Origin of the sequence: Bartonella ancashensis (assembly GCF_001281405.1) — a bacterium.
Taxonomy (GTDB): Bacteria; Pseudomonadota; Alphaproteobacteria; order Rhizobiales; family Rhizobiaceae; genus Bartonella; species Bartonella ancashensis.
On the sequence record NZ_CP010401.1, the window covers coordinates 884,400 to 910,933 of the forward strand.

At 36.5% G+C, this 26,534-nt stretch carries 15 protein-coding genes and 4 tRNA genes; 11 read left to right on the forward strand and 8 right to left on the reverse strand.

The genetic code is table 11. From position 1 onward, the window contains the following. Positions 1 to 144: 144 nt before the first annotated feature. The 3 genes from PU02_RS03920 to ilvC all read left to right on the forward strand — a co-directional run bounded on the left by PU02_RS03920 (position 145) and on the right by ilvC (position 3,395). The gene (locus tag PU02_RS03920; protein ID WP_053944162.1) at positions 145 to 1,266 is read left to right on the forward strand and encodes an ATP-dependent DNA helicase; all 1,122 of its coding nucleotides are present in this window, start codon (positions 145 to 147) and stop codon (positions 1,264 to 1,266) included. Between the two features lie 69 nt (positions 1,267 to 1,335). Next, positions 1,336 to 2,070 (forward strand): pyridoxine 5'-phosphate synthase, encoded by a 735-nt coding sequence (locus tag PU02_RS03925; protein ID WP_053944163.1) that lies wholly within the window; start codon positions 1,336 to 1,338, stop codon positions 2,068 to 2,070. Between the two features lie 320 nt (positions 2,071 to 2,390). Next, complete coding sequence (ilvC, locus tag PU02_RS03930) at positions 2,391 to 3,395, forward strand: ketol-acid reductoisomerase (RefSeq protein ID WP_053944164.1); 1,005 nt, start codon at positions 2,391 to 2,393, stop codon at positions 3,393 to 3,395. A 47-nt stretch (positions 3,396 to 3,442) separates the two neighbouring features. Here the strand turns inward: ilvC and PU02_RS03935 are convergent, their stop codons facing one another. Next, entirely contained in the window at positions 3,443 to 4,843 is a 1,401-nt protein-coding gene (locus tag PU02_RS03935) for an amino acid permease (RefSeq protein WP_053944165.1), read from the reverse strand. Positions 4,844 to 5,466: 623 nt separating this feature from the next. Next, a tRNA-Lys gene (locus PU02_RS03940) sits at positions 5,467 to 5,542 on the reverse strand. A gap of 491 nt (positions 5,543 to 6,033) precedes the next feature. On the opposite strand from PU02_RS03940, the gene PU02_RS03945 reads away from it, so the two are divergent. Then, a complete protein-coding gene (locus PU02_RS03945) occupies positions 6,034 to 7,596 on the forward strand; it encodes a TerC family protein (protein WP_053944166.1) in 1,563 nt (520 codons plus the stop codon). Between the two features lie 286 nt (positions 7,597 to 7,882). Here PU02_RS03945 and PU02_RS03950 read toward each other — a convergent pair whose 3' ends face one another. The 3 genes from PU02_RS03950 to PU02_RS03960 form a co-directional block, all read right to left on the reverse strand. After that, positions 7,883 to 8,848 carry a lysylphosphatidylglycerol synthase transmembrane domain-containing protein gene (locus tag PU02_RS03950; RefSeq protein ID WP_053944167.1) on the reverse strand — a complete coding sequence of 322 codons (966 nt, stop codon included), beginning with the start codon at positions 8,846 to 8,848 and terminating at the stop codon, positions 7,883 to 7,885. An 884-nt stretch (positions 8,849 to 9,732) separates the two neighbouring features. Further along, positions 9,733 to 12,225, reverse strand: coding sequence for a protein translocase subunit SecD (gene secD / locus PU02_RS03955; protein ID WP_053944168.1), 2,493 nt, complete (start codon positions 12,223 to 12,225; stop codon positions 9,733 to 9,735). 2,000 nt (positions 12,226 to 14,225) lie between these two features. Further along, a tRNA-Leu gene (locus tag PU02_RS03960) sits at positions 14,226 to 14,311 on the reverse strand. Between the two features lie 147 nt (positions 14,312 to 14,458). On the opposite strand from PU02_RS03960, the gene PU02_RS03965 reads away from it, so the two are divergent. Together PU02_RS03965 and PU02_RS03970 are read left to right on the forward strand one after the other, a co-directional pair. Then, positions 14,459 to 15,058 carry a hypothetical protein gene (locus tag PU02_RS03965; protein ID WP_335337469.1) on the forward strand — a complete coding sequence of 200 codons (600 nt, stop codon included), beginning with the start codon at positions 14,459 to 14,461 and terminating at the stop codon, positions 15,056 to 15,058. A gap of 242 nt (positions 15,059 to 15,300) precedes the next feature. Then, positions 15,301 to 16,674: a DEAD/DEAH box helicase gene (locus tag PU02_RS03970; protein ID WP_053944169.1), complete on the forward strand. Its 1,374-nt coding sequence runs from the start codon at positions 15,301 to 15,303 to the stop codon at positions 16,672 to 16,674. A gap of 92 nt (positions 16,675 to 16,766) precedes the next feature. Here PU02_RS03970 and PU02_RS03975 read toward each other — a convergent pair whose 3' ends face one another. After that, positions 16,767 to 18,701, reverse strand: coding sequence for a DUF1561 family protein (locus PU02_RS03975; RefSeq protein WP_053944170.1), 1,935 nt, complete (start codon positions 18,699 to 18,701; stop codon positions 16,767 to 16,769). A gap of 459 nt (positions 18,702 to 19,160) precedes the next feature. Beyond that, positions 19,161 to 19,235 (reverse strand) — tRNA-Asn (locus tag PU02_RS03980). Between the two features lie 179 nt (positions 19,236 to 19,414). Between PU02_RS03980 and PU02_RS03985 the strand changes: the two genes are divergently transcribed. The 5 genes from PU02_RS03985 to PU02_RS04005 all read left to right on the forward strand — a co-directional run bounded on the left by PU02_RS03985 (position 19,415) and on the right by PU02_RS04005 (position 25,349). Then, positions 19,415 to 19,488, forward strand: a tRNA-Cys gene (locus tag PU02_RS03985). 216 nt (positions 19,489 to 19,704) lie between these two features. After that, positions 19,705 to 20,379 carry a protein-L-isoaspartate O-methyltransferase family protein gene (locus PU02_RS03990; protein WP_053944171.1) on the forward strand — a complete coding sequence of 225 codons (675 nt, stop codon included), beginning with the start codon at positions 19,705 to 19,707 and terminating at the stop codon, positions 20,377 to 20,379. 57 nt (positions 20,380 to 20,436) lie between these two features. Next, a complete protein-coding gene (locus PU02_RS03995) occupies positions 20,437 to 21,729 on the forward strand; it encodes a TolC family outer membrane protein (RefSeq protein WP_053944172.1) in 1,293 nt (430 codons plus the stop codon). Positions 21,730 to 21,897: 168 nt separating this feature from the next. Then, positions 21,898 to 22,491: a DUF2497 domain-containing protein gene (locus tag PU02_RS04000; RefSeq protein WP_053944662.1), complete on the forward strand. Its 594-nt coding sequence runs from the start codon at positions 21,898 to 21,900 to the stop codon at positions 22,489 to 22,491. A 134-nt stretch (positions 22,492 to 22,625) separates the two neighbouring features. Continuing rightward, a complete protein-coding gene (locus PU02_RS04005) occupies positions 22,626 to 25,349 on the forward strand; it encodes a valine--tRNA ligase (protein WP_053944173.1) in 2,724 nt (907 codons plus the stop codon). Positions 25,350 to 25,781: 432 nt separating this feature from the next. Here the strand turns inward: PU02_RS04005 and PU02_RS04010 are convergent, their stop codons facing one another. Then, the gene (locus PU02_RS04010; RefSeq protein WP_053944174.1) at positions 25,782 to 26,528 is read right to left on the reverse strand and encodes an amino acid ABC transporter ATP-binding protein; all 747 of its coding nucleotides are present in this window, start codon (positions 26,526 to 26,528) and stop codon (positions 25,782 to 25,784) included. Positions 26,529 to 26,534: the final 6 nt, after the last annotated feature.

Below are 26,534 nucleotides of genomic sequence, written 5' to 3' on the forward strand. Positions count from 1 at the left end.
AAAAAAAATTAGTATGTTGGATGGTAAATAAGGGGATATGGCAATTACGGTTTAGGAAATTTTTTGAAGCTAATCCTTTTTTGATGATTGTCATTACTTATAGGGTATGAACTCTTTTTATATTGAACTTTATTTTGAGGAATTATGCAGTTTTCATTAGAACAAGATAATGCCTTGAGGGCTGTTTCTGCGTGGCTAAAGGGCAGGAATTCTGCAGTTTTTCGTCTTTTTGGTTATGCAGGAACAGGAAAAACAACACTTGCTCGCCATTTTGCAGAAACAGTGGATGGGTTTGTGCAGTTCGCTGCGTTTACAGGTAAGGCAGCGCAGGTTTTACGTTCTAAAGGAGCAAGTAATGCTCGCACAATTCATTCATTGATTTATTGTCCTCGCGGAGAAGAAGAAGTTTCTGATGAAACAACAGGGAGAACATCTATTGCACCAACATTTGCTCTAAATCGACAAAGTCCGATTGTGCAGGCTAAATTGGTTATTGTTGATGAATGTTCAATGGTGGATGAACGGTTAGCTCGTGATTTAATGAGTTTTGGAGTTCCTCTTCTTGTTCTCGGTGATCCAGGCCAATTACCTCCTATTTCTGGAGGGGGTTTTTTTTCTGAAGGTAAACCAGATTTTCTTTTGTCGGAAATACATCGACAGGCATGCGACAATCCAATTATTCGTTTGGCTATGGATGTTCGCGAAGGACGTGATATTGCTTATGGTGACTATGGAACTGCGCGCGTTATTGCACGCAAAGAAGTTAATCAACAGTTAGTTCTGGATGCCGATCAAATTTTGGTAGGTATTAACAGAACACGTTATCTTTATAATAAACGTTTACGCAAATTAAAAGAATTTACGAGTGATTATCCGCAAGCTGGAGATAAACTCGTGTGCTTACGCAATGATCCTGGTAAAGGTTTGTTGAATGGTTCTTTATGGAAAGTTTTAACTTCGCAAAAAGAAACGGTAAAACCAAGTATCAATCTTGTCGTTAAACCAGAAGAAAGTGAGAGTGGGATGGTAAAAATTAAGCTTTTAAAAGAAGTTTTTCAGGGCCCTGATAGTAGAATTTCGTGGCAATTAAAAAAGCGATATGATGATTTCGACTATGGCTACGCGTTGACTGTTCATAAAGCTCAGGGGTCACAGTGGGATAATGTTGTTTTATTTGATGAGAGTTTTGCATTCCGTGATATGTGTGCACGTTGGCTTTATACAGGAATTACTCGCTCAGCAGAATATTTAACGGTTGTTCGATAATGCGGATTATTTAGTATGTTGTAGTGGTTTCGTCCTTTTTTAATATGTATCACGAAGTTGGATATAAAAATGGCAGTAAAACTTTCTGTGAATCTCAATGCTGTTGCTGTTTTACGTAATCGGCGGAATCTTCCATGGCCTAGTATTATAAATATTGGATATATAGCGCTTTCTGCGGGTGCAAACGGCTTAACAGTTCATCCGCGGCCAGATGAAAGACACATTCGCTTTTCTGATTTATCAGAGATACGTCTTTTAATTAATACACATTTTCCTACAGCTGAGTTTAATATTGAAGGTTATCCCAGTAATGCATTTTTAGATTTTTCAGAAAAATATGCTGATCAGATTACCCTCGTACCGGATGATCCAGACCAGGCAACTTCTGATCATGGTTGGGATTTTGTGAAGCATGCAGAATTTTTGGCTCCTATTGTTCAGCGTTTACAAGAGAAGAAAATTCGTGTTTCGTTATTCTCTGATCCAGTTTTAGATGGACTCGATATAGCCAAAGCCATCGGTGCAGATCGCGTAGAATTTTATACTGGGTATTATGGTGGCGCATTTGAAGATAAGAAAATGCAAGATTATGAGTTAAATAAGCTTTTCTTGGCAGCAAAAAAAGCTAAGGAGTTGCAACTAGGTGTTAATGCAGGACATGATTTGACAATTGCTAACCTTCCTGCTTTTGTTGATAAGATATCTTGCCTTGATGAGGTTTCTATTGGTCACGGGCTTACTGCGGATGCGCTAGAATATGGTATGCAAGAGACGGTTCGGCGTTTCATACGAATATTGTCATGATTCCTAATATATGTTGAATATCTTTTATCGCTACCATATAAGCTGGTTTATATGGTTTTTGTGGCGGATATTTTAAACGTTTTTGGTTTAATTGAACTGTCTTAATAAGATATCGGAATTGTTTTTTTGTATCATTTTTTTTAATTTATAAGAAATACTATAGTTAAATATGATGTTACATTTCATTTTGATGTAAGAGATATTTATATAGGCTCATTTCTTACTTACATGGTTTAACAGTTGGTGTAGTAAGTAGTAGAGCTTCTTTTTTTGTTATTCAGTAAAAGAGTTTTAAGATTTGGGTATAATGGGGTGTTCTTATGCGTGTTTATTATGATTATGATGCTGATGCTAACTTAATCAAAAGAAAAAAAGTAGCTATTATTGGTTATGGTTCGCAGGGGTGTGCGCATGCACTGAATTTGAGAGATTTTGGTGTTAAAGCTATGTGTGTTGCTTTACATTCAGGTTCTAAAGCAATTCAAAAAGCTGAAGCTGATGGTTTTGAAGTGACCAGTGTTATTGAAGCAGTGCGGTGGGCAGATTTTATTGTGGTGGCAGCACCTGATGAATTGCAAGCTGATATTTATCATGAACATATTCATGATTATTTACGTGATGGAGCAACGCTTTCTTTTATTCATGGTTTGAGTATCCATTTTGGCTTAATTAAAGCAAAAGAGACAGTTGATGTGGTGATGGTTGCTCCTAAAGGGCCTGGTTATGCCGTCCGTAACGAATATAAAAAAGGTAAAGGTATTCCTTGTTTATTTGCGGTTGCACAGAATATCTCAGGTAATGCACGTGATGTCGCTTTATCTTATGCTTGTGGCATTGGTGGTGGGCGTGTTGGTATAATTGAAACAAGCTTTAAAGAAGAGTGTGAAGCTGATCTTTTTGGAGAACAAGCGGTCCTTTGTGGAGGGCTTGTAGAGCTTATTCGTGCAGGTTTTGAAACCTTAACAGAAGCAGGTTATGCGCCAGAAATTGCTTATTTTGAGTGTGTACAAGAGGTTAAGTTAATTGCCGACCTTATTTATGAAAAGGGAATTGCAAATATGAATTCTTTGATTTCTAATACGGCAGAATGGGGAGAATATGTATCCGGTTCTCGGATAATTACTTCTGAGACGAGAAAGCAAATGAGGCATATTTTAAAAGATATCCAGACAGGAAAATTTACATTTGACTGGATACAAGAATACAAAAATGGTGCAACACGCTTTAAGGCTGTACAGCAATTGAATAAAAATCACCCGATCGAGCGTACAGGAGAAAAAATTCGCGCCATGACACCCTCAGAAGATAATAAGAACAGTATCTAAGTCTAAACACTAGAACAACAAACTATACGTCCCTGATGTGTACCTTTTTATTTTCTTTGCATGTCAGAGTTTTTCTTTCCAAATATAAAGTAGAGAATTCCCAAGAAAATAAACCATAACGGAGTATATTTTAAAGCTATGAAGGTGTCATGTTCTAGGGCTAATATGAAGATGATGAAAGAAAAAAAGGCTAGGTTAATCCAACACATAATTCTTCCTCCTGGCATTTTATAAATGGAGGCAGTATGTTGTTCGGGGTAATTGCGGCGATAAACAATATAACTGATCAAAATTATAGACCATACAAACATAAATAAAATCGCTGCGATCGTGGTGACGACGGTGAAAGCTTCTATTATTGTCGGAGAAAGTGATGCAATTGCATATCCTAGTAAAATGCATGAACAAGAGAAGAATAGTGCATTTGCAGGGACATGATTACTAGAAAGTTTTCCTAAAAATTTAGGAGCTCCACGCTTAGTGGAAAGTCCATACAGCATGCGGCTGGTAGAGAAAATACCACTATTTGCTGAGGACGCTGCAGATGTTAAGACAACGAAGTTAACTAATCCAGCGGACATAGGAATTCCGATCAGCAAAAACATTTCCACAAACGGGCTTCTGTCTGGGATAATTTGATCCCAAGGCATGATAGACATTATTACAATTAAAGACAGTATGTAAAAAAATACAATTCTTATGGGTATTGAGTTAATTGCTTTTGGCAAAACTTTTTCAGGTTCTTTAACTTCGGCTGCAGTTGTCCCAGCAAGCTCGATTCCAACAAATGAAAAAATTGCAATTTGAAAACCGGCAAGAAAACCTACAAGACCCCGGGGAAATATATTTCCTTCGTTCCACACATGACTGAGGGAAGAAACCGTGCCGTTAGGGGAGAGGAAACCAACAGAAATCATATAAAATCCAGCAAAAATTAATACCAAAATTGCTAAGATTTTTATAAGACCAAACCAAAATTCAAGTTCTCCAAAGAGCTTAACGGCCACAAGATTAAATAATAAGAAAAAAGCGACACAAATAAAAACTGGAGCCCATGGATTCAGCGCAGGCCACCAGAAGTGTGTGTAATTGACGATAGCAATAATATCTGCAGCTCCAGTCACGATCCAGCACAGCCAGTAAGTCCAGCCAATGAAGAAACCAACACATGGTCCTAAAAGATCAGCTGAAAAATCAATAAAAGAGCGATGTTGTGTATTAGAAAGAAGCAATTCTCCCATGGCACGCATCACAAAATATACAGCACAACCAATGATAGCATAAATGAGTATAATTGAAGGTCCAGCTACGCTGATCGTTTTTCCTGAACCCATAAAAAGGCCTGTCCCAATAGCACCACTAATAGCTATAAGCTGTACATGACGATTATCTAGACCGCGTTGCAATTCTCTTTTACGTTCGTCATTGAGATTCTGTTTATGATCCATTGAAGGGGATCCCTTTACTACTTAAAATTTAAATACACTAACAGGAGCACAATTCTATATAAAAGCATGATAAAGATGAGTCGTAAAGGATAAAAACGTTTTGATGTTTGTACTTTCCTTTAAAGAAGTAGCAAAAACGCTTCGGTATTAGGCTAGTATTTTATTAAAATTATAAAGTAGAAATTCTACAAAAAGTTCTTGATATACTACTTCATGATTGCATACAATTGAAGCTTCTATCACTTTTTTTAAGGTTTTTTTGTTGAAACTATGAAGGTAACACAGAAGGTAGAGGTTTGATATTTTCTGTAAGGCTGGTTGTATTTTTTAATTGATTGCTGCTTGTTTTACATCAGTTTAAATCTTGTGAATATCGCAGTTCCATGTTGCTCTCTTTAGAGAGGAGTAATGTCCTATAAAGAAAGTCCCAAGCGTGATTTTTTGAATAGTCTAAAAAATAGATTCTTGATCAATATATTGATTTTTTTTGAATATTTTTTACTTTTGAATCTAGTTTTTCAGCGCATAGGATCCATTTGATACAGAAAGCTATTTTACAGGTAATTCAGATAATTACACTTTGTGAATCTTACGCAAATTTTGTTTTAGCTGATTGACTTCATTGGTGGGTGATGAGGGGATCGAACCCACGACCCGCTGATTAAGAGTCAGCTGCTCTACCGACTGAGCTAATCACCCGCAATCATTTAAAAACGAACTATAAACCGTTCTATAGCGTCCCATAAGATAGATGTCTAGATGATTCTACAGTTTTTCTATGGCGTAACAATTCAAGGTTGTTATTTAGTTTTAGTGGAGATGGTGTACAGGCTTTTAAATATCATAACATCTTGATATTATGTAAAAATAAATTAATTATAGCGAAGTTTGTAGATAAGAACTTTAGTCATTATGTAAGACGTATTTTGGAGAAATGTCTAACATAATGCTCGAGGAAAATTTAGAGAAATCTTCTTGGAGTATTGAGCTATACAGCTTATTGTTTTATTATGTGAGGCTAGAATTCATTGGTTCATATACGAGTTTAAGCAGCATTTCGCAACTGTTTGCTTTATAAGGTGTTCTGTTCGTGTTAGAACATCGCTAATGTGCGCCCGTGGAGGCATTATAAACGTTTTCTGTGAACAATGTATATTTGAATTTTTAAAACTATTTTTAAAGGATGAGCAATGGAATGGATCTTTGATCCACATGCGTGGCTTGGTCTAGTTACTTTGATTTTTCTCGAAATTGTTTTGGGAGTCGATAATCTCGTTTTTATTGCAGTTTTAGCAGAAAAATTGCCATTACATTTACGTGATCGTGCACGCTTAATTGGTTTAACAGTAGCATTGGCAATGCGACTCTTTTTGCTTTCAATGATTGGCTGGATAATAAGTCTTGATGAGGTAATTTTTTCTATCAAGTCTTTCGCTTTTGGTTGGCATCATCTTATTTTGATTAGTGGTGGAGCGTTTTTATTAGCAAAAGGAACGATGGAATTACATGAGAGGTTAGAGGGTGTGCCACGTGAAAAAGAAAGAGATGTTGCGCGCGCTTTTTTTTGGCAGGTAATTGTTCAAATCATTGTACTAGATGCGGTGTTTTCTTTGGATAGCATCATTACGGCAACAGGTATAATTCACAAAGATCAAGCAACTGTCATGTACACAGCAGTTATTGTTGCTATGGGAGTAATGATTTGGGGATCTGGTGCTATTACTCATTTTATTAGTCGTCATCCTACGATTGTTATTCTTTGTCTTGGATTTTTAATGATGATAGGTTTCACCCTTATTGTTGAAGGATTTGGATTTCATATCCCAAAGGGTTACGTGTATGCCGCTATAGGTTTTTCAGTTCTTGTTGAATCTTTCAATCAGATTGGACGTCGTAATCGCGAAAAGATGATTACAACGGATGATTTGCGTGAGCGCACGGCAAATACTGTGTTAAGGCTTTTAGGAGGTGGAACAAAAGATGGTAACCTTGGTGAGACTGTTGATGTTATTGCCGAACAAGCGGCATCTTCAGAAATTTTTAAACCAGAAGAAAAAGAAATGATACGCGGTGTCCTCGATTTAGCCGATCGTCCCGTTCGCTCTATTATGTCACCACGTAATGAAATTGAATGGTTGGATTTGAGTAGTGATGAAAGTGAAATGCGTGAAGAACTACAAAATGTTCGGCATAGTCGCTTGGTCCTTGCACATAAAAAAGTAGATGAATTTGTCGGTGTTGCCCTAACGAAAGATCTCCTTTCTAATTTGATTGAAGGTAAAGAAATTAACTGGAAGAAGGCTATGCGCGAACCGCTTGTTGTGCACGAAAATACAAGTGTTTTACGACTAATGGAGCAATTGCGCTATTCTTCAATCCAGCTTGCTATTATTGTTGATGAACATGGTTCTTTTGAAGGAATTGCGACACCAACAGATATTTTAGAAGCTATCGCTGGTGATTTTCCTGATGATGATGAAGAGCTGGTTGTAGCAGAAAAATTTGAAGATGGAAGTCTTCTCGTTGAAGGATATGCAGATATCCGCCGTTTAAGTGGTTATCTTGACCGCAATCTTGTTGATGAATCAGACCGTTATACTACCCTTGCGGGATTTATGCTTTGGCATTTTGGTTATTTGCCAAATGAAGGAGAAAGTTTTGAATCTGAAGGCTTGTGTTTTAAAGTTGTGCAAATGGATCGTAGGAATATTTCTAAAGTTCTCATTCTACCACTTGCTTCAATTGAAGAGTAAAAAGCTATTAAAAAAAGTCAAAGAAGATAAGTTTTTTGTCGTTTATGGTAATTGCATTGCGTCTGTGTGTACTGATTTTGCAACTATAGAATGTAGATGCGGTTTTCTGTACATCAATATTGATGTGCGATGGGAGATATAGGTGCATTGTAAAAGACGAGTAATTTTGTTCTTGGTATTAGTTATAAGTACGTACAACCCGCACAGTGTTAAATTAATCAAGAATTTAAGTTAAAGTGCCATCTACTCTGTATATATAGCATAGGTAGATAAATGGAGATAAGTCTCATTTATTTTTTTCAGGTAAGGAAACACTTTGTATCTTTTCTCGATATTGTTGGATTTCAAAAATAGCGATAAAAAATAACGAAAGAATAAAAGGTATAATTAAATAGAATATTCTAAATACGATAAGGGCAGCAATAACATCAGTGGGATCTAAGTTAGGCATTCCTGCTATGAATAAAGCTTCAAGAACACCCACTCCTCCAGCTGGAGCATTAGAAAGTAGGGTTACAGTAAAAGACGCAAGAAAAACACCTAGTATAGAAATAAAACAGACATCTGCATTATGTGGTAGAACAGCGTATATAATTCCTGCTGCACCTAAAAGTTCCAGTGGACTAATAAGGAGTTGCTGGATCACAATTTCAAGCTTTGGATAGGAAAATTGAAAATTTTTACCTATGCGCAGAGGTTTCAATTGAAGCCAACTACAAAAAACATAAAGTGCTATAAATGTAAGTAGAACAGTAGCAATAATTGTGGCAAGCCATTCAGGGATACTTTCATGGATAAGTGTGATGATGTTTGGTTGTAGGATTAATACTATTCCCAAAAGCAAAGTCGTTCCGATTGCAAAAGTAAGAGAGCAAAACCCCACTAATATTGCAATTTCTGCTCCACTTAACCCTTTCATTGTGTAAGCTCTGTAACGCACAACAGCACCAGAAAAAATGGAAGCTCCTATATTATGCGAAAATGCATAAGTTGTGAACGAACATATAGTAATAAATAGCCAAGAAATTTTATGACCAAGATGCTGTAAAGCAATACGATCGTATCCAGCAAGAGCAGCATAGGCAACGAGGGAGCAAAAGCAGGCTAAAAACCAGTGGTAGAAACTCAGGTCACCCAAACGACTTACTACATCACTAAAAGAAAGGGCTGAGAGTTTTACATAAAGGATACGCATCGATACTAGCATTGCTAAAATACCGATAGATGGCCATATAAATGTCTTCAATTTCACGCTTCTTTACCCACTTTCTATTTGCACTATAACATTAGTTCGATAGAGATGCATACTGCTTGCAAATTGTTACACATATATACGTAACATTATTACTATTAGCAATTTTTTCATTAGCAGTTGTCACAATACATCTGTTTATATTTATGAGCTATTTTCGCTCTAGGCAGTAATTTTTATAGATAACACAAGAATTATTCAGACTGTGTTTGTTAACCATTAACTCTGTATTCTCGCGTTTTGTATTTATACTGCAGCAACATTTTCAGACACATTATTGACACCGAATGCATTAAGGATTCCTAATTTCATGATATTATATATTATGCAGCAAGCTAATTCTTACTTACTTTTCTGAGTTATCACCACTGCCGCTGCGAGCTTGTCTTCTTTCACCGGAGATAACAAAGTTTTCTATAGATTCTACTATGATTAGTGAGGATTACAAGAGTAATTTTTAGGATAACGAATAGAAATTTTAAATTGCGGCTATTATAACAGGAGCTGTTTATTTTTTTCTTTCAATTTTAAAAAGTTTCCAAGATTTTAATAAGTGGATTCAGAAAGACAAAAAATTATATCGCTAGTGCATGTTTGGGAATTACTTTTCTGTATGTCTTGAGATAAAGTAGTGTTAGTCTGTTAAGAAAAGAAGGAATCTAGTTGCGAAGTAGTTTTCTTTGAATGAGATTATTTCATAACGAGAAAATGATCTAGAGCCGATTGAAGGTAATGGAACGTATCTTTCTACGTGCAGCGAAGGAAAGCTAACTTTTTATGCAGCACGCAACAAGATTAGGTTTCTTAGATTAAAATAAAAATAGCATGCAAATTTGTGAAAATTAGAGTTCATATAATATTGTAACATTTTTTGAAGTATCCCTTTATTTATTTTTATTACTCCATCGTTTTCCCAAGAATAGTAAAATGGGAGCTGCGATAAAGAGAGATGACGATGTTGCAATTATAATTCCAGCAACCATAGGTAATGCAAAATTATGAATAGCACTTCCACCCCATAGAGCCATGGGGAGCATGGCAAAAACCGTTGTAATTGACGTGAAAGTACAACGCACAAGAACCTGATTTATAGAGAGGTCAATGAGTTCACGTAGTGGCATTTTCTTATAAAGACGCATGTTTTCACGCATTCTATCATAGACAACAACTTTATCATTTATAGAATAACCAATGATTGTCAAAAGGGCAGCAATGGCCGTTAGGTTAAAATCGAACTGAAATAGAGCAAAAAAGCCAATCATTTTTGTTGTATCAAGGATGAGTGTGATAATTGCTCCAACCGCGAAAAACCATTCAAAGCGCCACCAAATGTAGAGTGACATAGCAATTGCTGCTAAAATAACAGCAGTTGCACCTGCTGTGGCAAGTTCACTTGAGACTTTTGGACCTACAACTTCTGTCTGATCGAAGAGAACATCCGGGTAGAGATCACTAATAGCCGCTTTTACTGCATCTATAGCGATTGTTTGTTGTTTTTCATCACCATTTTGTTTTTGAATACGGACTAAAATTGTATTTTCATTGTTAATACTCTGCAGTGTTACTTCACCAATATTAAGAGTAGAAAGCCGTGATCGCAATGTTGCAAGATCTGCAGATTTTTGTGTTGTGACACTCATTTGGCTTCCACCAACAAAATCGATTCCTAAATTTAAGCCAGGTTTGAAAAATAGGAAAATCGAGGTAAGTGATAAGACGATTGAAATACCAATGCCGATGAAGCGAGCGTTCATAAAACGGAAGGTCGTATTATGAGGGATCAAATTAAAAAGAGGTTGAATATTGAGTGTTTTGATTTTCCATTTACGTATCACTCCAATCATAAAAACACGTACAAGAGTGATGTCAGTGAACATAGAGATTATAATGCCGAGCAACATTGTGATAGCAAAACCACGGACGGGTCCACTTCCAAATAGGAAAAGCAAAGTGGTTGCAATAATAGCTGTTACATTAGCATCTAAAATTGTCGCAAAAGCCTGTTTAAATCCACGGTCTAAAGCAGCAAAAGCGCTAATACCTTTGCGACTTTCTTCGCGAATACGCTCGTTAATCAAAATGTTAGCATCAACAGCAATACCGATTCCTAAAATAATACCAGCAATTCCTGGAAGTGTGAGTGTAGCACCAATGAGGCTTAATGCTGCAAGTGTTAGGATTGTATGTAGTATTAACGCTACATTTGCAATGATACCCCAGATTCCGTATAAAAAAATGATAAAGATTGCAACAAGAATGAACCCTATTGTTCCTGTATAAAGACCCATCCGAATAGCATCAGCACCAAGATTTGGCCCCACAGTTCTTTCTTCAATGACGGTTAGTGGTGCAGGTAAAGAGCCAGCACGAAGGAGAGCTGCAAGGGTAGATGCCTCTTTGGAATCAAAATTTCCTGTAATTTGCCCTTGTCCATTGGGGATAACGCCAGTAATAATGGGAGCGGTTAGCACCTTACCATCAAGTACAATTGCAAAGGGACGATTAATGTTTTGGCGTGTTATTTCAGCAAATAACTTAGAGCCAATAGAATTCATCGTAAATGAGATTATAGAACGTCCTGGTATTTGTGGATCAAAAGCAGCGCGCGCATCATTAAGGACATCTCCATCTAGAGCAATTTGATCGTAAATAGCATAACGTTGATTTTCATCAGTATATCCTGGAAGAACTGATACATCTGCAGGTGGGTTATTGATATCCACATTGGAGGGAACAAGATGAAAGGTCATCTTTGCAGTAGTTCCCAAGAGATCACGTAATTGCTTTGGGTCTTGTAGTCCAGGTAATTGGACCATCATACGGTCGGTTCCTACTTTCTGGATAGCTGGTTCAGCAACACCAATTTGATCAATACGGCGACGAATAATTTCTAAGCTTTGTTCGAGAGCACCACTGATACGATCTTTTGTACCAGCTTCGGTTAATGTTACATAAACAGTTTCATTTTGAGCACGGACGGAGATATCGTTGTCTGCAACGCCAAAACTACTATAAACGGGTGTTGCTAATGTTTCCAAAGCAGCAATGGCTTCTCTACTTTGCGCAGGATTAGAAATTATTGCAACCACATTGTTTCCGATTATACGGATGCTTTTGGTTTGAATTTTCTTTTCACGTAATTTAGTGCGTACATTTCCTAAAACTGTGCGCAATTGGTCACGCTGCAGTGTTTTAGTATCCACTTCAAGGAGAAGAGAAGATCCTCCTTGGAGGTCAAGTCCGAGTGTTACACGAGTATCTAGCAAGAATTTTGAATTTTCAACTTTCTCCTGTGAAAACAAGTTGGGTAGTGCAATGTAAATGCCGCTTAAGAGGATAAAACAATAAAGTGTAGTTAACCAACTAGGTGTACGCATAATATTTCCAATAAATATTTAAAGTTTTGAAGTTAGATATAAAAAAGACGCAATAACATAATGATTTTGTGAATTAAACAGAAGAGGTAAATCAACTTTAAACATACAATCTTCGAAGAAAGAGAATATGAAAAGATACGCTTGAAAAAACAATAAAACCGAAAAATATCACTACGTTTTTGAAAATATATTTAAGTAAGTTATGATAAGTAGATAATATACACTTTCCTTCCACTCTTTATAGCAATTATTTTACCAGAAATTTCCATATGAACATATGCAATATCATTCATTGCAATGGATAAACAGGCAATAACCGCGAAACTAGCCGACAAAACTACATACCAACAGCACGCAGCTATCAGAATCTTCAAAAAGAGAATAGAAATATTCTAGCAAAATAACGATTATAAATGCAAGGTCCCAATAAAATATACTAGAGAAAACTATTCGTAATATTAATACGTTTTTCGGAATAAATTTTGATTTTCACCAATGAGAAGAGGTTGAGATATTTTCTTAATAATAAAAAGAAAAATTTTTAAGAAATATTCTTCCTCATAAAAAGTAATTAGTGTATCTGTATTTTCTTTTTTAAAATATTTTTAGCCGTTTATTAAAAAATATATACATTTTCTGCTTTATTACTTATTTCCTGATTAGATAAAATGATAATAATACGTAGAAAATTTCAATGTATATGATACTGTTTTTGCAAAAAAAACTTCAAATTATTCTATTATGTTTTTTATCCATGTTCCTGTTTCAGGAATGCTATTCTTTTACAAAAAAATAATTAGTACGACCTCTATTATACCAGGTAATTATACATATTTTTCTACTAATTATTAGATTCATTGGTGCATATGCGACTGAGATGAAAATTACTTCATTTTAAAAGTATCAAGTATCGATAGCCTAATTTAATGTGCTTAATTGAAATTAATATTACAACTTATCAAATTGTCTTATTATTTACTATTTTAAAAATATTAGCTGAATCTTGTTATTGAGCAATTTTTTTGAAGCATAAGTAAAGCGAGAGAGGTAGTCAATCTGTTAAAATTAGAGGTATGTATTTATTTTTTGATTCAAAATTTCTGCTTATCTATTTGATATTATACAAAATTATTGTTTATGATTCATATCAAAATAAATTTTGGAATATTCAAATTTTTATTAGTTTTTGGGGTTTTTAAATCAAGGTTCTTGTAATAACCCTGTTGAATATTGTTTGAATAAGTGATTTTTCCCTGTTTAGATACTTTATTGAATATAGGGAAGGTGGTTTGGTTACAGCTTTTATGGCAAGAAAATTTACTGTATAATAGCAGTAAAATATATTTATTATCAATAAGATATATTTGTTTCTTATAGTAAAATATTTTTATATTGTGTGATGCATAAAACGGGTACAGTTTATAGATTATTTAACAAAGTGAATTGAGGTAAATGTTGAATTATTACTGCTGAGACACATCCCTGCACGATTAATGAAAGGGCATGCATGGTGAATACATCTCTTTGAAGAGTATGTTTTAGGAAAGACTGTTTTTATAGGAAGTTAGTTTTGTATGAAATATTTTACGCTTCTTTTAAGAAAATAAATCTGACGATTTTGAATCTTCGCCGACATATTTTAACAAATTACTCTAAAAATACAGGGTATTACCTCTTGTTTTTTTGTTAGATGAGATTGAAAAAGAGTTTTATTATCAAAGATCAGTTATAAAAGATGTTAAATGTGTTTTAAAAATCTTAGGAAAGATGTTTAATGTTGAGAGATGCAAGTTGTCTTTTCTTTAAGGACAAGGAGATCGAGATTGACTCTCCTTAACCCAAAAGATGAAGAGAAGATCGAAGTACAAAGAAGTAACAACGACTCACACTCTAACATCACCACAGCATTGTTTGATAGTGTTGTAATAAGGTAAAAGTTATTGGGAATATGGTTTATTTTTTTATTTTAACTAATTGAAAAACAAGACATTTACATTACTTGGTGCGGACGGCGGGACTTGAACCCGCAAGGCCTTTGGCCGGCAGATTTTAAGTCTGCTATGTTTACCGATTTCATCACGTCCGCGATGGTCGCCTTTCATAAGCTATATCTTCCATTGAATCAAGAATAATAGCAAAATAAAAACGAAAATTCTTATTACATTGTAAGTTTATAGTGCTCGTTTTCAGTTAAAAATTATCTATCTTTAAAGGAAGATAGATATTGTTTTGAATGAATGTACTTGTTATCATACATGCCATTGAAGCTCTTGCGAAAATGAGAAGTGTAAAAATGAGATTTGTTTATTATTTTGTGTTGATTTTTTTCTTAATAAATACGGGTAAATTAGGTCTTGCAGCGGATGTGACGGCATTGGAAAGAACAAAACTTTCGAATTTAATCGTTGATATTAATGAGGCTGTAAGAGGTGAAAATTTTGCGGTAATTGCTTCTCATATGCCCGCTAGGCTTTATAAAGAAATGGCGCATCGATTGGGCGTAACAGAGGCTTCTTTGCGCAGCGATTTTTTAAAAAAATTGCGTGCTCAGTTTAAAACTATTTTAGCTGGTACTTATCATTTAGATGAAGCCAATGTTGAATATTTTCAAACGCGTGCTGGTACTTTTTACGCGTTTATTCCAACACAATTCGAAACGAAGGATAGTATTGTTCAGTATAAAACATTGGCAATTGTTGATAACAGTCAATGGTATTTGATTTATGGGGGGAAAAAAACTGTACAAAATCCCGTTTTTCTTGAGATTTATAATGATTTAGGTGAAGTAAATTTGACGAAAGAAACGGTAATTAAAAAAAGGGTGAGTAATTAAAAATTGTAACTATAGTTTGCGAGATTCTCTTTTTGCTTATGTCAATAGCGCTGAAACAGGTGGAATTGGTAGGCTTTGTATGTTTCTTCCTTGTTGCTCAGGTAATCTGAGAAACGTGAAGTGTTTGTGTTTTCTCAGTTATTTTAAAAATTAAATAGAAGAGCTCTATTGCGTAGAGCTCTTAATGATGTCATGTAGCTCGTTGTTTGTTTACTACGATTGAATCGAAGAGAGAATTTATTTTGAATATTGAGAAAGAAAATGTTTTTACAGAGTTAGGCTTACAAGATTGTTTAGTTAAAAATTTGCTTATTTCTAATATTAGTGAACCTAAGCCTATCCAAGAACAAGCAATTCCGGTTATGTTAAAGGGACGTGATGTTTTAGGTATTGCGCAGACAGGCTCTGGAAAGACATTGGCATTTTCGTTGCCGATTTTGAGTCAAATTTTGACTATAGGGGATAAGCGGTGTTTTAAGGGGGCACGTGCTTTAATCTTAGTTCCTACACGCGAGCTTGCTGTTCAAATTGAAGCAGCGATTCGCTCTTTTATTAAGGGATTGCACCTTTCAACATGTTTGATTTTGGGAGGAATGTCGCGTCTAAAACAAGCTAAACGTATGGAATCTGGTGTTGATATTCTGATCGCAACACCGGGGCGTTTGATGGATCTAGTTCGTGCACGGCATGTTGATTTATCTCAATCTCGTTTTTTTGTTTTAGATGAAGCAGATCGTATGCTGGATATGGGTTTTATCAATGATGTTCGATGTATTGCAAAATGTTTACACGAGCAGCACCAAACGGCACTATTTTCTGCAACAATGCCAAAAGAAATTACAATGTTGGCTGATAGTTTGCTTAATAATCCTATAAAAATACAAGTTGTTCCTCAGGGTACTGTAGCTGTACAAATTACCCAAAAATTATATTGTGTTCTTACAAGTGAAAAAAAGAGTTTCTTAAATAAGCTTTTAGAAAATCCTGAGTTAATTTCGATCATTGTGTTTACTCGGACTAAACATGGCGCAGATAGTGTTACACGTTGTCTGAAAAAAATGGGACATAGTGTTGCAACAATTCACGGTAACAAGTCGCAAAATGCCCGGCAGAACGCACTCAAAGCTTTTCGCAAAAAAGATGTTAGGATTCTTGTTGCAACTGATATTGCAGCCCGCGGTATTGATGTACCGGGTATCAGTCATGTTATCAATTATGATCTTCCGGATGAGGCGGAAAGTTATGTACATCGTATTGGTCGCACAGGACGCAATGGTGCATCTGGTGATGCGATTACGCTTTTTGACGAAAATACAGAAAAGTCACGTTTGCATGCTATAGAGCGCGTAATCCGTATGAAATTAACTCGTGAAAATATTTCCTTTGATTCTGCACAATTTTCAGAAAATTCTTTTGTAAGAGAAGGTAATAAGAAGGAAAATCATCAAAAAAAATCTTCCTTAAAAAGTGAAGATAAGAAGCGATCTCCTGCGTCTAATGGTAAAATCATACGGTTACACAAAGGAAAATTATCATCCAGATATGAAAAAATGAGAGAAGGGATAAAGCGTTCTAGGTCATTACGGTCTCGTAAATCTAAACAACAGGCTTCCTAAATAAGCAGTGTTTCAGTATGGATTTTTTTGAGAGATTTTATCAACTACTTTTTCCTATTCTCTTTTTTTCCTGGATAATTGTTGCTTATGCGTCATTGTGAAAAACATCTGCCACTAGAACACTGATTGATGAAAGCTGCAGCTGGAAGTCGTCCACTACCTCTTCTATCTTCTCCTTCTCCAGTACAGTTATTTTGAGAAACAAAAAGATTTAAAGGAGGTATGTTTAATTGCCGCATTTGAAAAGTTGAAAATGAGTAGAGAGTATAATCTTCTCTCCTTGAAAGAAGACGGAAGAATATGTCTGGGGTTGTTGTTGGAGTAAGGTGTTGAATAAACTCTTCTCGAGTGAGGTTTGCTGCATTTGTAGGAACTGATACTACTCCTTGATTTGTTCTTATGATGGGTTGGACATGCGCAACGTAACCAATTGAACTTCGAGATGTTTTGTAAATGATTGTAAAGAAACCAATTGTTCCAACCGGAGCATTAAAAAAATCTTGAAACACTAGTCTCATTTCATGTTCTGTCCTCGCAACATTTGAGGGTAACCACAGATATTGTGGTAATAACATTGATGCTATAACACGAGAAACCCTACTTGTTCGCACAGAAAGATCTTCTCCGGGACGTGCTGGCATCGTATTATAAACCTCTGTTGCTTGCAGTCTTGTTGCAATTTCAGGAAATCTTTGACGAAGCGAAACAAAAGGGTCTGTGCCTTGATTTGTATCAAAGAAATATCCCCCTCTTTGTAAGGGGCCGCTTTGATAATATCCTTGTAATTCGGCAAGCATTTGGATGGTGTGCAGTATGCAGGGACCGCAGTAAGCAATGGTTGTTACTTTTTCTGGAAGACTAGTCGTAGCAATTTGCCACAATCGCGTTATCCAATCATCTGTGAGGTTAAATTCAGGGGGCAAAGAACGATTTACTCGTACGTGATTAGTAGAGTTATAGGAGACATTTGCCTTTTTCCCAGGAGCGGGGCAGTATGAAAGTGTATCTCCTAAATTACCATTAACATAACGATTCCATCGGTCAATGTCAGGAGAAAAGGTAAAACTAGATTTAGGGGAATTTTGGGTATCTTGCTCGATATAGCTAGATTTGACTGTGTAAGGAACACCCCAGTTAGCACCAAATTGGGTAACTCTTAATGGATTTCCTTGATAGTCTAGAACAAAACCTTCACTATTATCCAACAGAGAAAGATCCCAATAAAAAGAATCCTTTTTTGAAGATATTTGATCTGTACAATATTTCCATTCTACCCAATTCCAGTTATCTGAGGAGGATTGTTTGGAGCGTATGCAAGAAAATGTTCCGTACACAGGATCATATTGTGCGATGTGACCGTTTTCTGGGTTATAATACAAGGGTAATGGGACTTCAGATAGTGAAGATGAATTATTTTGAATGTAATAGAATTGGAAAGAAGGAGGCGAAATATTAACAAACGGCCATCCCATAAATGTCTTGGAACTGATATTTCCAGGAGGGGCAACCCTTGTAGTCCAAGATTGCATCTGAGAAGCTAATGTATGATTGTAGTAGTTATCTTTGTCTTTTGAAATATAAGCATACCACTTGATATCTTTAACGCGAAATCTTTTATCTGCTGTGTAAAAAGAATTATCTTTAATGATCCAACGTTGATTAGCATCGTTGATAACACAAGGCCTTAATAAGAGATAATCCCAACTAGTTGTTGATTTTCCATCAATTCCTGTGACTGAATTAGGAGCAGTCATACATAACCAGGTGTCTTTTATTTTCCAAGAGACTCTTTGGAAAAGATCGTAACGTCCTGGGATAGCATTTGGAGAACTACAAGCATCGATGTAGACGTAGCCTTCTCCTTTTGTAAATACAGGTGCATAGCAATATTCACTTCCTGTATGCACTTTGATACGAATGGCTTTGTCATGCGGTGTATCAGGAAGTTTTTGTGGTATAGGAGCTGCATAAGAAGTATCAATACTCAGCAATAAGACGGGGAATAATAAAGACACTTTCAATTTCATTGCATTCTCTCAGACATGTTTTCATAGGTTGATTGGACAATCACACTCCAGATATTTTTTATGGGATGAGAACACGGACTATGGTACAGGATTTTCTCTAAAATTCAAAATCACATCTAGCAGAGTCCCTCCCCCCCATTACATCTAATTTGTGTTATTTTTGAGCACAGAACATCCAGAAATACATGAGGTGGAGAAAAATATCTGTAGAAGGCAATAATTTTATTTTTCTAGAGCATGAAGAGAATATTTTCTTTAAATTTTTTTCGGAAAAAAAGATTGTTTTCGTTGTATGTTTTATATGTAAAATACAAAATGAAGCAATACAAACAGTATAACACAAAGAGAGGCTCGCATTTCAACCCTTTGCTTTGAAAAATTAGGACCATCACATAATAGGAACTTAGAGAATATTCCATGATTCAAAGAATTTCAGTGAAAAGAAATATGTAGAAAGAATGGCTCCCCGGGCCGGATTCGAACCAGCGACCAACCGGTTAACAGCCGGTTGCTCTACCGCTGAGCTACCGAGGAATGATACTCAACATTCAGATATGCATGGGCTATAGCAAAGCAATATTGATTTGCAAAGGAAAAAATTTCTTTATCTATATAAAAACATCAAAAATTACATAGAGAGCGGAAAAAAGCTCAGAGGATCTTCTTGCATCTTGACGAATGAGTTACCTTCCCTTATTGACAGTCTCTAACAGGGCCTCGTGGCAGAATGGTTACGCAGAGGACTGCAAATCCTTGTATCCCGGTTCGATTCCGGGCGAGGCCTCCAGTTTTTTTTGAAGTATTGATTCACTTTAGCTTGTGTTATAGTTCCGTTTGGAGCACTTTAGGTTTGCGAAAAGGAGTGTGATTGGAATCTTGTCATTGACTGTGGCGCGCTTTTTTGCCACAACTTCGGAGTTGGGGTATGTTTGTATTTTCCACTTCAATTTTTTAATACGTTGTTGGCTACGCTCTTTAACGTAGGTAAGGAAATCGGCTAGTTATGATTGCAAATTTTACAGAACTCCGTCGTAAAATGGTTGATAACCAAATCCGCACTGTAGATGTAACGGATTTGTCAGTCCTCGAAGCGTTTCTTTCAGTACCGCGTGAAGATTTTGTGCTAGAGGATTCTAAAGGATTGAGCTATTTTGATCTTGATGTCGTTGTTTCTCCAAAACAGAGTGGTGTTTCTGAGCGTTGTTTAATGAAGCCTGCAGCCTTGGCTAAATTATTGCAGCTTTCAGCAGTAAAATCGTCAGACGTCGTGCTGAATATTGGTGCAAACGTTGGCTATTGTGCAGCTTTGCTTTCTAGAATTGCAAAGTCTGTTATTGCGTTGGAGAGTGATAAGTCGCTTTCACAACGAGCCGCCAAGATTTTGCGAGACCATCAATGTAGTAATGTGCTTGTTGTTTGTGGGGCACTAGAAAAAGGTTATACTGTCAAGGCACCCTATGATTTAGTTTTTATTGAAGGTGCAGTCGATTTTATTCCGAAGGATATCTTTGATCAAATGAAAGAAGGTGGACGACTTGTTGTCGTTAAAGGGCATGGTAATGCAGGCGTTGCACAAATTTATGTAAAAGAAGATGCAGGTATCTCAGTTCGCCGAGATTTTAATCTTTCTGTGAAGCCTGTTCCAGGATTTTTGAAAGAGCCTTGTTTTGTATTTTAGTACTTCAGTATGTAAGCGGCAGGTAGGGGATTGTATGATTAGTTTGGAGTTCGTATTATGTTCAAAATAAGCAAGAAATTTCAAATATATCCATTTTTTGTTCTGGGAATTTTGGTGTCTAGTTCAGTTTATGCTGATACATTAGAGGATGCTTTAGCCAAAGCTTATGTGCATAATATCAAATTAAATAATGAGCGTGTGGCTATGCGTATTTCAAGTGATGATGTAGCAATTGCGCGTGCCGGTTTTTTCCCACAGATCGATGGGTTTGGGAGCTATAATCGGGGCAATAACGTTGGAGGCTCTTATAGTAATTCTGGATCCATAGGAATAAGGGTAAATCAAAGATTATTTGATGGTTTTGTTACACAAAATTTGTTTCTTTCAGCTCAGATTAAGCTGAAGGCTCAACGCGAATATTTGCGTAATGCTGAGCAAAATTTATTTTTAGATGTTGTAACAGCTTATACTAACGTGTATCAGGCACGTCGTGTTGCTGAGTTGCGCAAGGAGAATTTGGCTTCTCTTGAAGAACTTGTTAATTCAACTAAAGCAAAGCTCGATGTTGGAGAGGCTGCTGGGGTTGATTTTGCTCAGGCGCAGGCAGCATACGCTGTTGCTGTTTCTGAGTTTAGTTTGGCGCGTTCTGAAGTAAAGTCAGCAGAAGCTGTTTATCAGCAAGTTGTAGGAACTGAGGCTGCTGATTTGGAGCCGCCTTCGGGGGCAAAAGAACTGCCTAAAAGTCTTGATGTTGGTTACCGGGATAGTATTGCGACACATCCAACAGTTCTTTATGCGAAGTACTTGGCTGATGCGAGTTTGTATAGTGTAAAAGCTCAGGAGGGAGCTCTGCTTCCAAAGATAGATTTTTCTGCAACAACATCTTATAATAGAACCTATACTAGTCCAGAATTAGATCATACATCTCATTCTGTGGGGATTTCTTTGAATGTTCCGATTTTTGAAGGTGGGCGTACATCCGCGCAAATTCGCCAATCAAAAGCAAGATTTGAACAAGCTAGCCTTCAGCTTGAATTAGCAAAAAGCAATATAAAACAAGCAATTACATCTGCTTGGTTTCAGCTGGAGAGTGCGCGTGCATCTGCTGAAGCATATCGCAAAAGTGTTCATGCTGCTGAAATTGCTTTTAAGGGACGTATACAAGAAAATTATGTAGGGCAGGCGACTTTGTTAGATGTTTTAAATTCTCGGACACATTTGATTGGTGCGCAAATTTCCTTGGCAAATGCGGAGAAAAATGTCGTCATTGCAGGTTATAATCTTCAATCTTTTGTTGGTAAGTTGACTGCAAGTTATTTGGGTTTAGAAAATACTCAGCCTGCTCAATAGGGGGGTAGAGGTTATGGATAGGATAAAATACGATTTAGGGATTATGTTTTGTTATTGAAAGGAAGAAAGTTGTGCGTGTTTTCTTATTAGAGACAAGGAGACATGTTCATTGTTTGGTTCTTTTGCTACAGTCATATGACGATTTGCGTTTTTGAGAGGTTTTTAGATATGGTACAAAGTTCAGGTGCGTTACGTGAGCCAAGCATGGATGAGATTTTGACATCTATTCGTGAAATAATTGAAGAAAATACTGTTCAATCTGATCAGGCTTCGGGTGCGGAAAATGTTCTGAGCGATGTTACCGAAAAAGGTTCTTTCGGATCTTATTTTGAAGATGGTATTTATGAGACCAGTTTGTCGGTTGATGATGCAATGAAAACTTTAGCTGATCGAATTGGCCTTCCTTCTGACATGGAAGATTTATCTTTCATGCAGGTAGAAGATAAGGCAGAAATAGAAAATGATATGGGGGCAGAGGGCAGTATGAGGGAGCTAAATGAAAAGAAAATGGAGTCCTCTCCTAAAGAGAAAAGTTCCGTTCATAAAGTGGGGATGTATAGTAATGAGGTCAATGTGTTACAACAGGAAGATATAATTTCTCACGATGTGGAGTTGTCTAAGCATCTTGTTTCTTCTGCAGAAAAGGTTGCGGAGGACATATTACGTCCAGCTGTGTCTGAATGGTTACAAGATCAACTTCCTATTCTTCTTGAGAAAATTTTACGTGAAGAAATTTTAAAAAAAGTTAGAAATTTATCTTAATTTCTTTTTGTTTAGTGAAAAAGTCATTTGAGGTTTTGAACTGCTTAAAGCAGATAGAATTGTAAGTCACATGAATATTGTGGAGATATTTGGTGTGTTTTTCAGCGGTATTGTGAATTAGGTGGGTTATGGGCATGCTAGAAAAGACCTATGATGCCTCTTCTGTAGAGTTGCGTATTGCGAAGCGGTGGGAAGAACGTAATGCTTTTAAAGCATGGGTGAGTTCAGGCAAAAATGAAAAAGCATATTCTGTGATGCTACCACCGCCAAATGTGACGGGTTCACTCCATATGGGGCATGCGTTAAATGCAACTATTCAGGATATTATGGTGCGTTTTCATAGGATGCGCGGGAAAAATGTTTTATGGCAACCTGGTATGGATCATGCAGGAATCGCGACGCAAATGGTTGTCGAGCGTCAGCTTGCAGTACAGCAAGGATCCACGCGTCAAGAAATGGGGCGAGAAAAGTTTATTGAGCGTATTTGGGAATGGCGTCATAAAACGGGTGGCGTTATTGCGAGTCAGTTGAGATGTCTTGGTGTTTCGTGTGATTGGTCGCGTGAGCGATTTACAATGGATGAAGGGTTTTCAGAAGCTGTTCGTGAAGTTTTTGTTACACTTTACAAGCAAGGGTTAATATATAAGGACAAACGTTTGGTAAATTGGGATCCGAAGTTGTTAACGGCTATTTCGGATCTTGAAGTTGAACCAAGGGAGACTAAAGGTCATTTATGGCATTTTAGATATCCACTTGAGGGGAAAATTTTTAATCCCAATGACCCTACAACTTTTATAACAGTTGCAACGACGCGTCCTGAAACGATGTTGGGTGATACAGGAATTGCAGTTAATCCTGAAGATAGCCGCTATAAGAATCTTGTAGGGCAGTATGCTATTTTACCGTTTGTCAGTCGGAGATTACTAATTGTCGCTGATTCTTACGCCAATCCCGAAGAGGGAAGTGGTGCTGTCAAAATTACACCTGCACATGACTTTAATGATTTTGAAGTTGGACAAAGGCATGATTTACCTTTAATTAATATTTTTACGAAAAACGCAGAAATCTTTTTGCGTGATAATGAAGCATTTTTTGAAGGCTTAGTTCCATCTGATGAGCTTAAAAAAATAGTAGAAATCTTGGATAAATCTGATCGCTTTGTAGCTCGAGAAGCACTTGTTTCTTTCATGAAAGAGGGAGGATATTTAGTAGCTGTTGATGATCATTTACATGCTGTTCCTCATGGTGATCGCAGTGGAGTACCTATTGAACCTTTTTTGACGGATCAATGGTACGTCAACACTTCAGAATTGGCAAAGCCAGCTATAGAAGCTGTGCGTGGTGGAAAAGCAAGGTTTGTTCCAGATAGTTGGAAGAAGACTTATTTCAATTGGATAGAAAATATTCAACCGTGGTGTATTTCTCGTCAGTTGTGGTGGGGACATCAAATACCTGCTTGGTATGGTCCTGATGGTACAGTTTTTGTTGAAAAAAATGAAAAAGAAGCTTTTACTTCAGCGTTATCTCATTACGGTGAGGAAGTACAGTTGGTACGGGACCAAGATGTTTTAGATACTTGGTTTTCATCAGCACTTTGGCCTTTTGCAACTTTAGGTTGGCCTCATAAGACGGCTGAACTAGCGACTTTTTACCCCACATCTTTATTAGTAACTGGGTTTGATATTATTTTTTTCTGGGTTGCTCGTATGATGATGATGGGTATTCATTTTATGGGTGAAGTTCCTTTTCAGGTTGTTTATGTGCATGCTCTCGTCAGAGATAAAAAAGGCGCAAAAATGTCAAAATCAAAAGGGAATGTTATTGATCCGTTAGAGCTCATTGACCAATATGGTGCGGATGCATTGCGTTTTACTTTGGCTATTATGGCAGCACAAGGTCGTGATGTAAAACTGGATCCTTCTCGTATAGCTGGTTACCGTAATTTTGCTACGAAATTATGGAACGCAGCGCGATTTGCAGAGATGAATAATGTTAGGCACGATTTATCTTTTAAACCGGAGAAGGCAAAACTTGCATTTAATCGTTGGATTTTAACAGAATTGTCGACGACAGCTTCGATGGTGACGGAACATATTGAGAATCACAAATTTAATGAAGCTGCAGGTATACTCTATAAATTTATTTGGAATGCATTGTGTGATTGGTATCTTGAGTTTCTTAAACCAGTCTTTCAAGAAGGAGACAAAGATTCCAAAGAGGAAGCGCAAGCGTGTACTGCTTGGGTTCTTGACGCAGTATACAAGCTTCTTCATCCTTTTATGCCGCATATAACAGAAGAGTTATGGTCGTTAACGGCAACGAGTGATGCAGGACGTGAAGATGTCTTAGCATTGACAGAGTGGCCTCAGATAACATTCGTAGATGAATGTGCTTTAACTGATATTAATTGGCTTATTAGTGTGATTAGTACTATTCGTTCTGTTCGTTCTGAAATGAATGTTCCAGCGGCTGCGTTTGCACCTCTTGTGATTGTAAAAGGGAAAAAAGAGACGCAAATGCGTGTACAGCTTTATGAAGCTGTTTTAAAGAGATTGGCACGTATTAAGACGATAGGTTTTGCTGACGAAATACCAGCTGAGTCAGCTCAGATAATTTTTGAAGAAGATGTTTTTTGTCTACCATTAGGAGAGCTTGTTGATTTAAATGCTGAGCGTGCACGTTTAGCAAAAGACATCCGTATAATCGAACAAGACATTGAAAAAATATCAATTAAACTAAGCAATAAAAAGTTCATAGAGAATGCAAAGCCAGAGGTTGTTGAAGGCGAACGTAGGAGAATTACGGAACTACATGCTTCAAAAGAAAAGTTTTCTTCTGCTTTGAAGCGTTTAGCCTAGCATTTTTGTTATTATTTTTTATAGCCTGTATTCTTGCATTAAATCTAAATTTTGTATCTTTGTTACAAGGTAAAGATACTGTAGTTATGTGCAGTGGTAGTTCATAGAAACTGAAAGCCTATAAAACTAAGAAGTCTATCTTTGAATGCGTTCAAGTTGATAAAAACCATGTCATGCGTTGTACAAAAGACCTTACAATGCATTTGAATATGGTTTTCAACGTTACAGAGGAAGCTAAAATAAATTGTAGAGATATTTAGTCGTCTGAGTTTTATTCATTCTATTATTTCCCATTAGTTATAAATAATAAGCTATAATATTTTCAAAAAAATATGTTAAAAAACACGAAAAAATTTCAGGATATGTTTGGATATCCGTTTTGATCAATTTTAAGTATAAGGCTTACATAAAGGGAGGCTAAAATTTTACTCATTAATGATTGAAGATTTTTGATAAAAATTCTTGAGCTCGTGGGGTTCTTGCTTGTGGATTGGAGAAAAATTCTTCAGATGGACAATCTTCAAGAATTGCGCCTTGATCCATAAAAATAACGCGCTTTGATACTCTTTGCGCAAAACCCATTTCATGAGTTACACAAATCATCGTCATGCCTTCTTCTGCTAAGCTAGTCATAACATCTAGCACTTCACTTACCATTTCAGGATCTAAAGCTGAAGTAGGTTCATCAAAAAGCATAACTAATGGATCCATTGTTAGGGCACGAGCAATGGCAACACGTTGCTGTTGACCTCCAGAAAGTTGACCAGGGTACTTATCTTTGTGTTCAATGAGACCAACTCGTTCAAGATAGAACATGCCACGATCAAGAGCTTCTTTTTTGCTACGTTTTAGAACTTTGGTCTGTGCAATTGTTAGATTTTTTGTAACAGATAAATGGGGAAAAAGTTCAAAATGCTGAAACACCATTCCTACATGACTGCGTAATTTAGGCAAATTTGTTTTTTTTGAATGAACAGGTATTCCATCAATCCAAATTTCACCTTGTTGAAAAGGTACTAATGCGTTGATAGTTTTAATAAAAGTTGATTTTCCTGATCCAGAAGGACCACAAACTACAACGACTTCTCCTTTGCTGATATTGGTTGTACAGTTCTTGAGAATATTAATTTCTCCATACCAGTTGGAGACATTTTTTATTTGGATCATATGAGTAGACATTTTTTT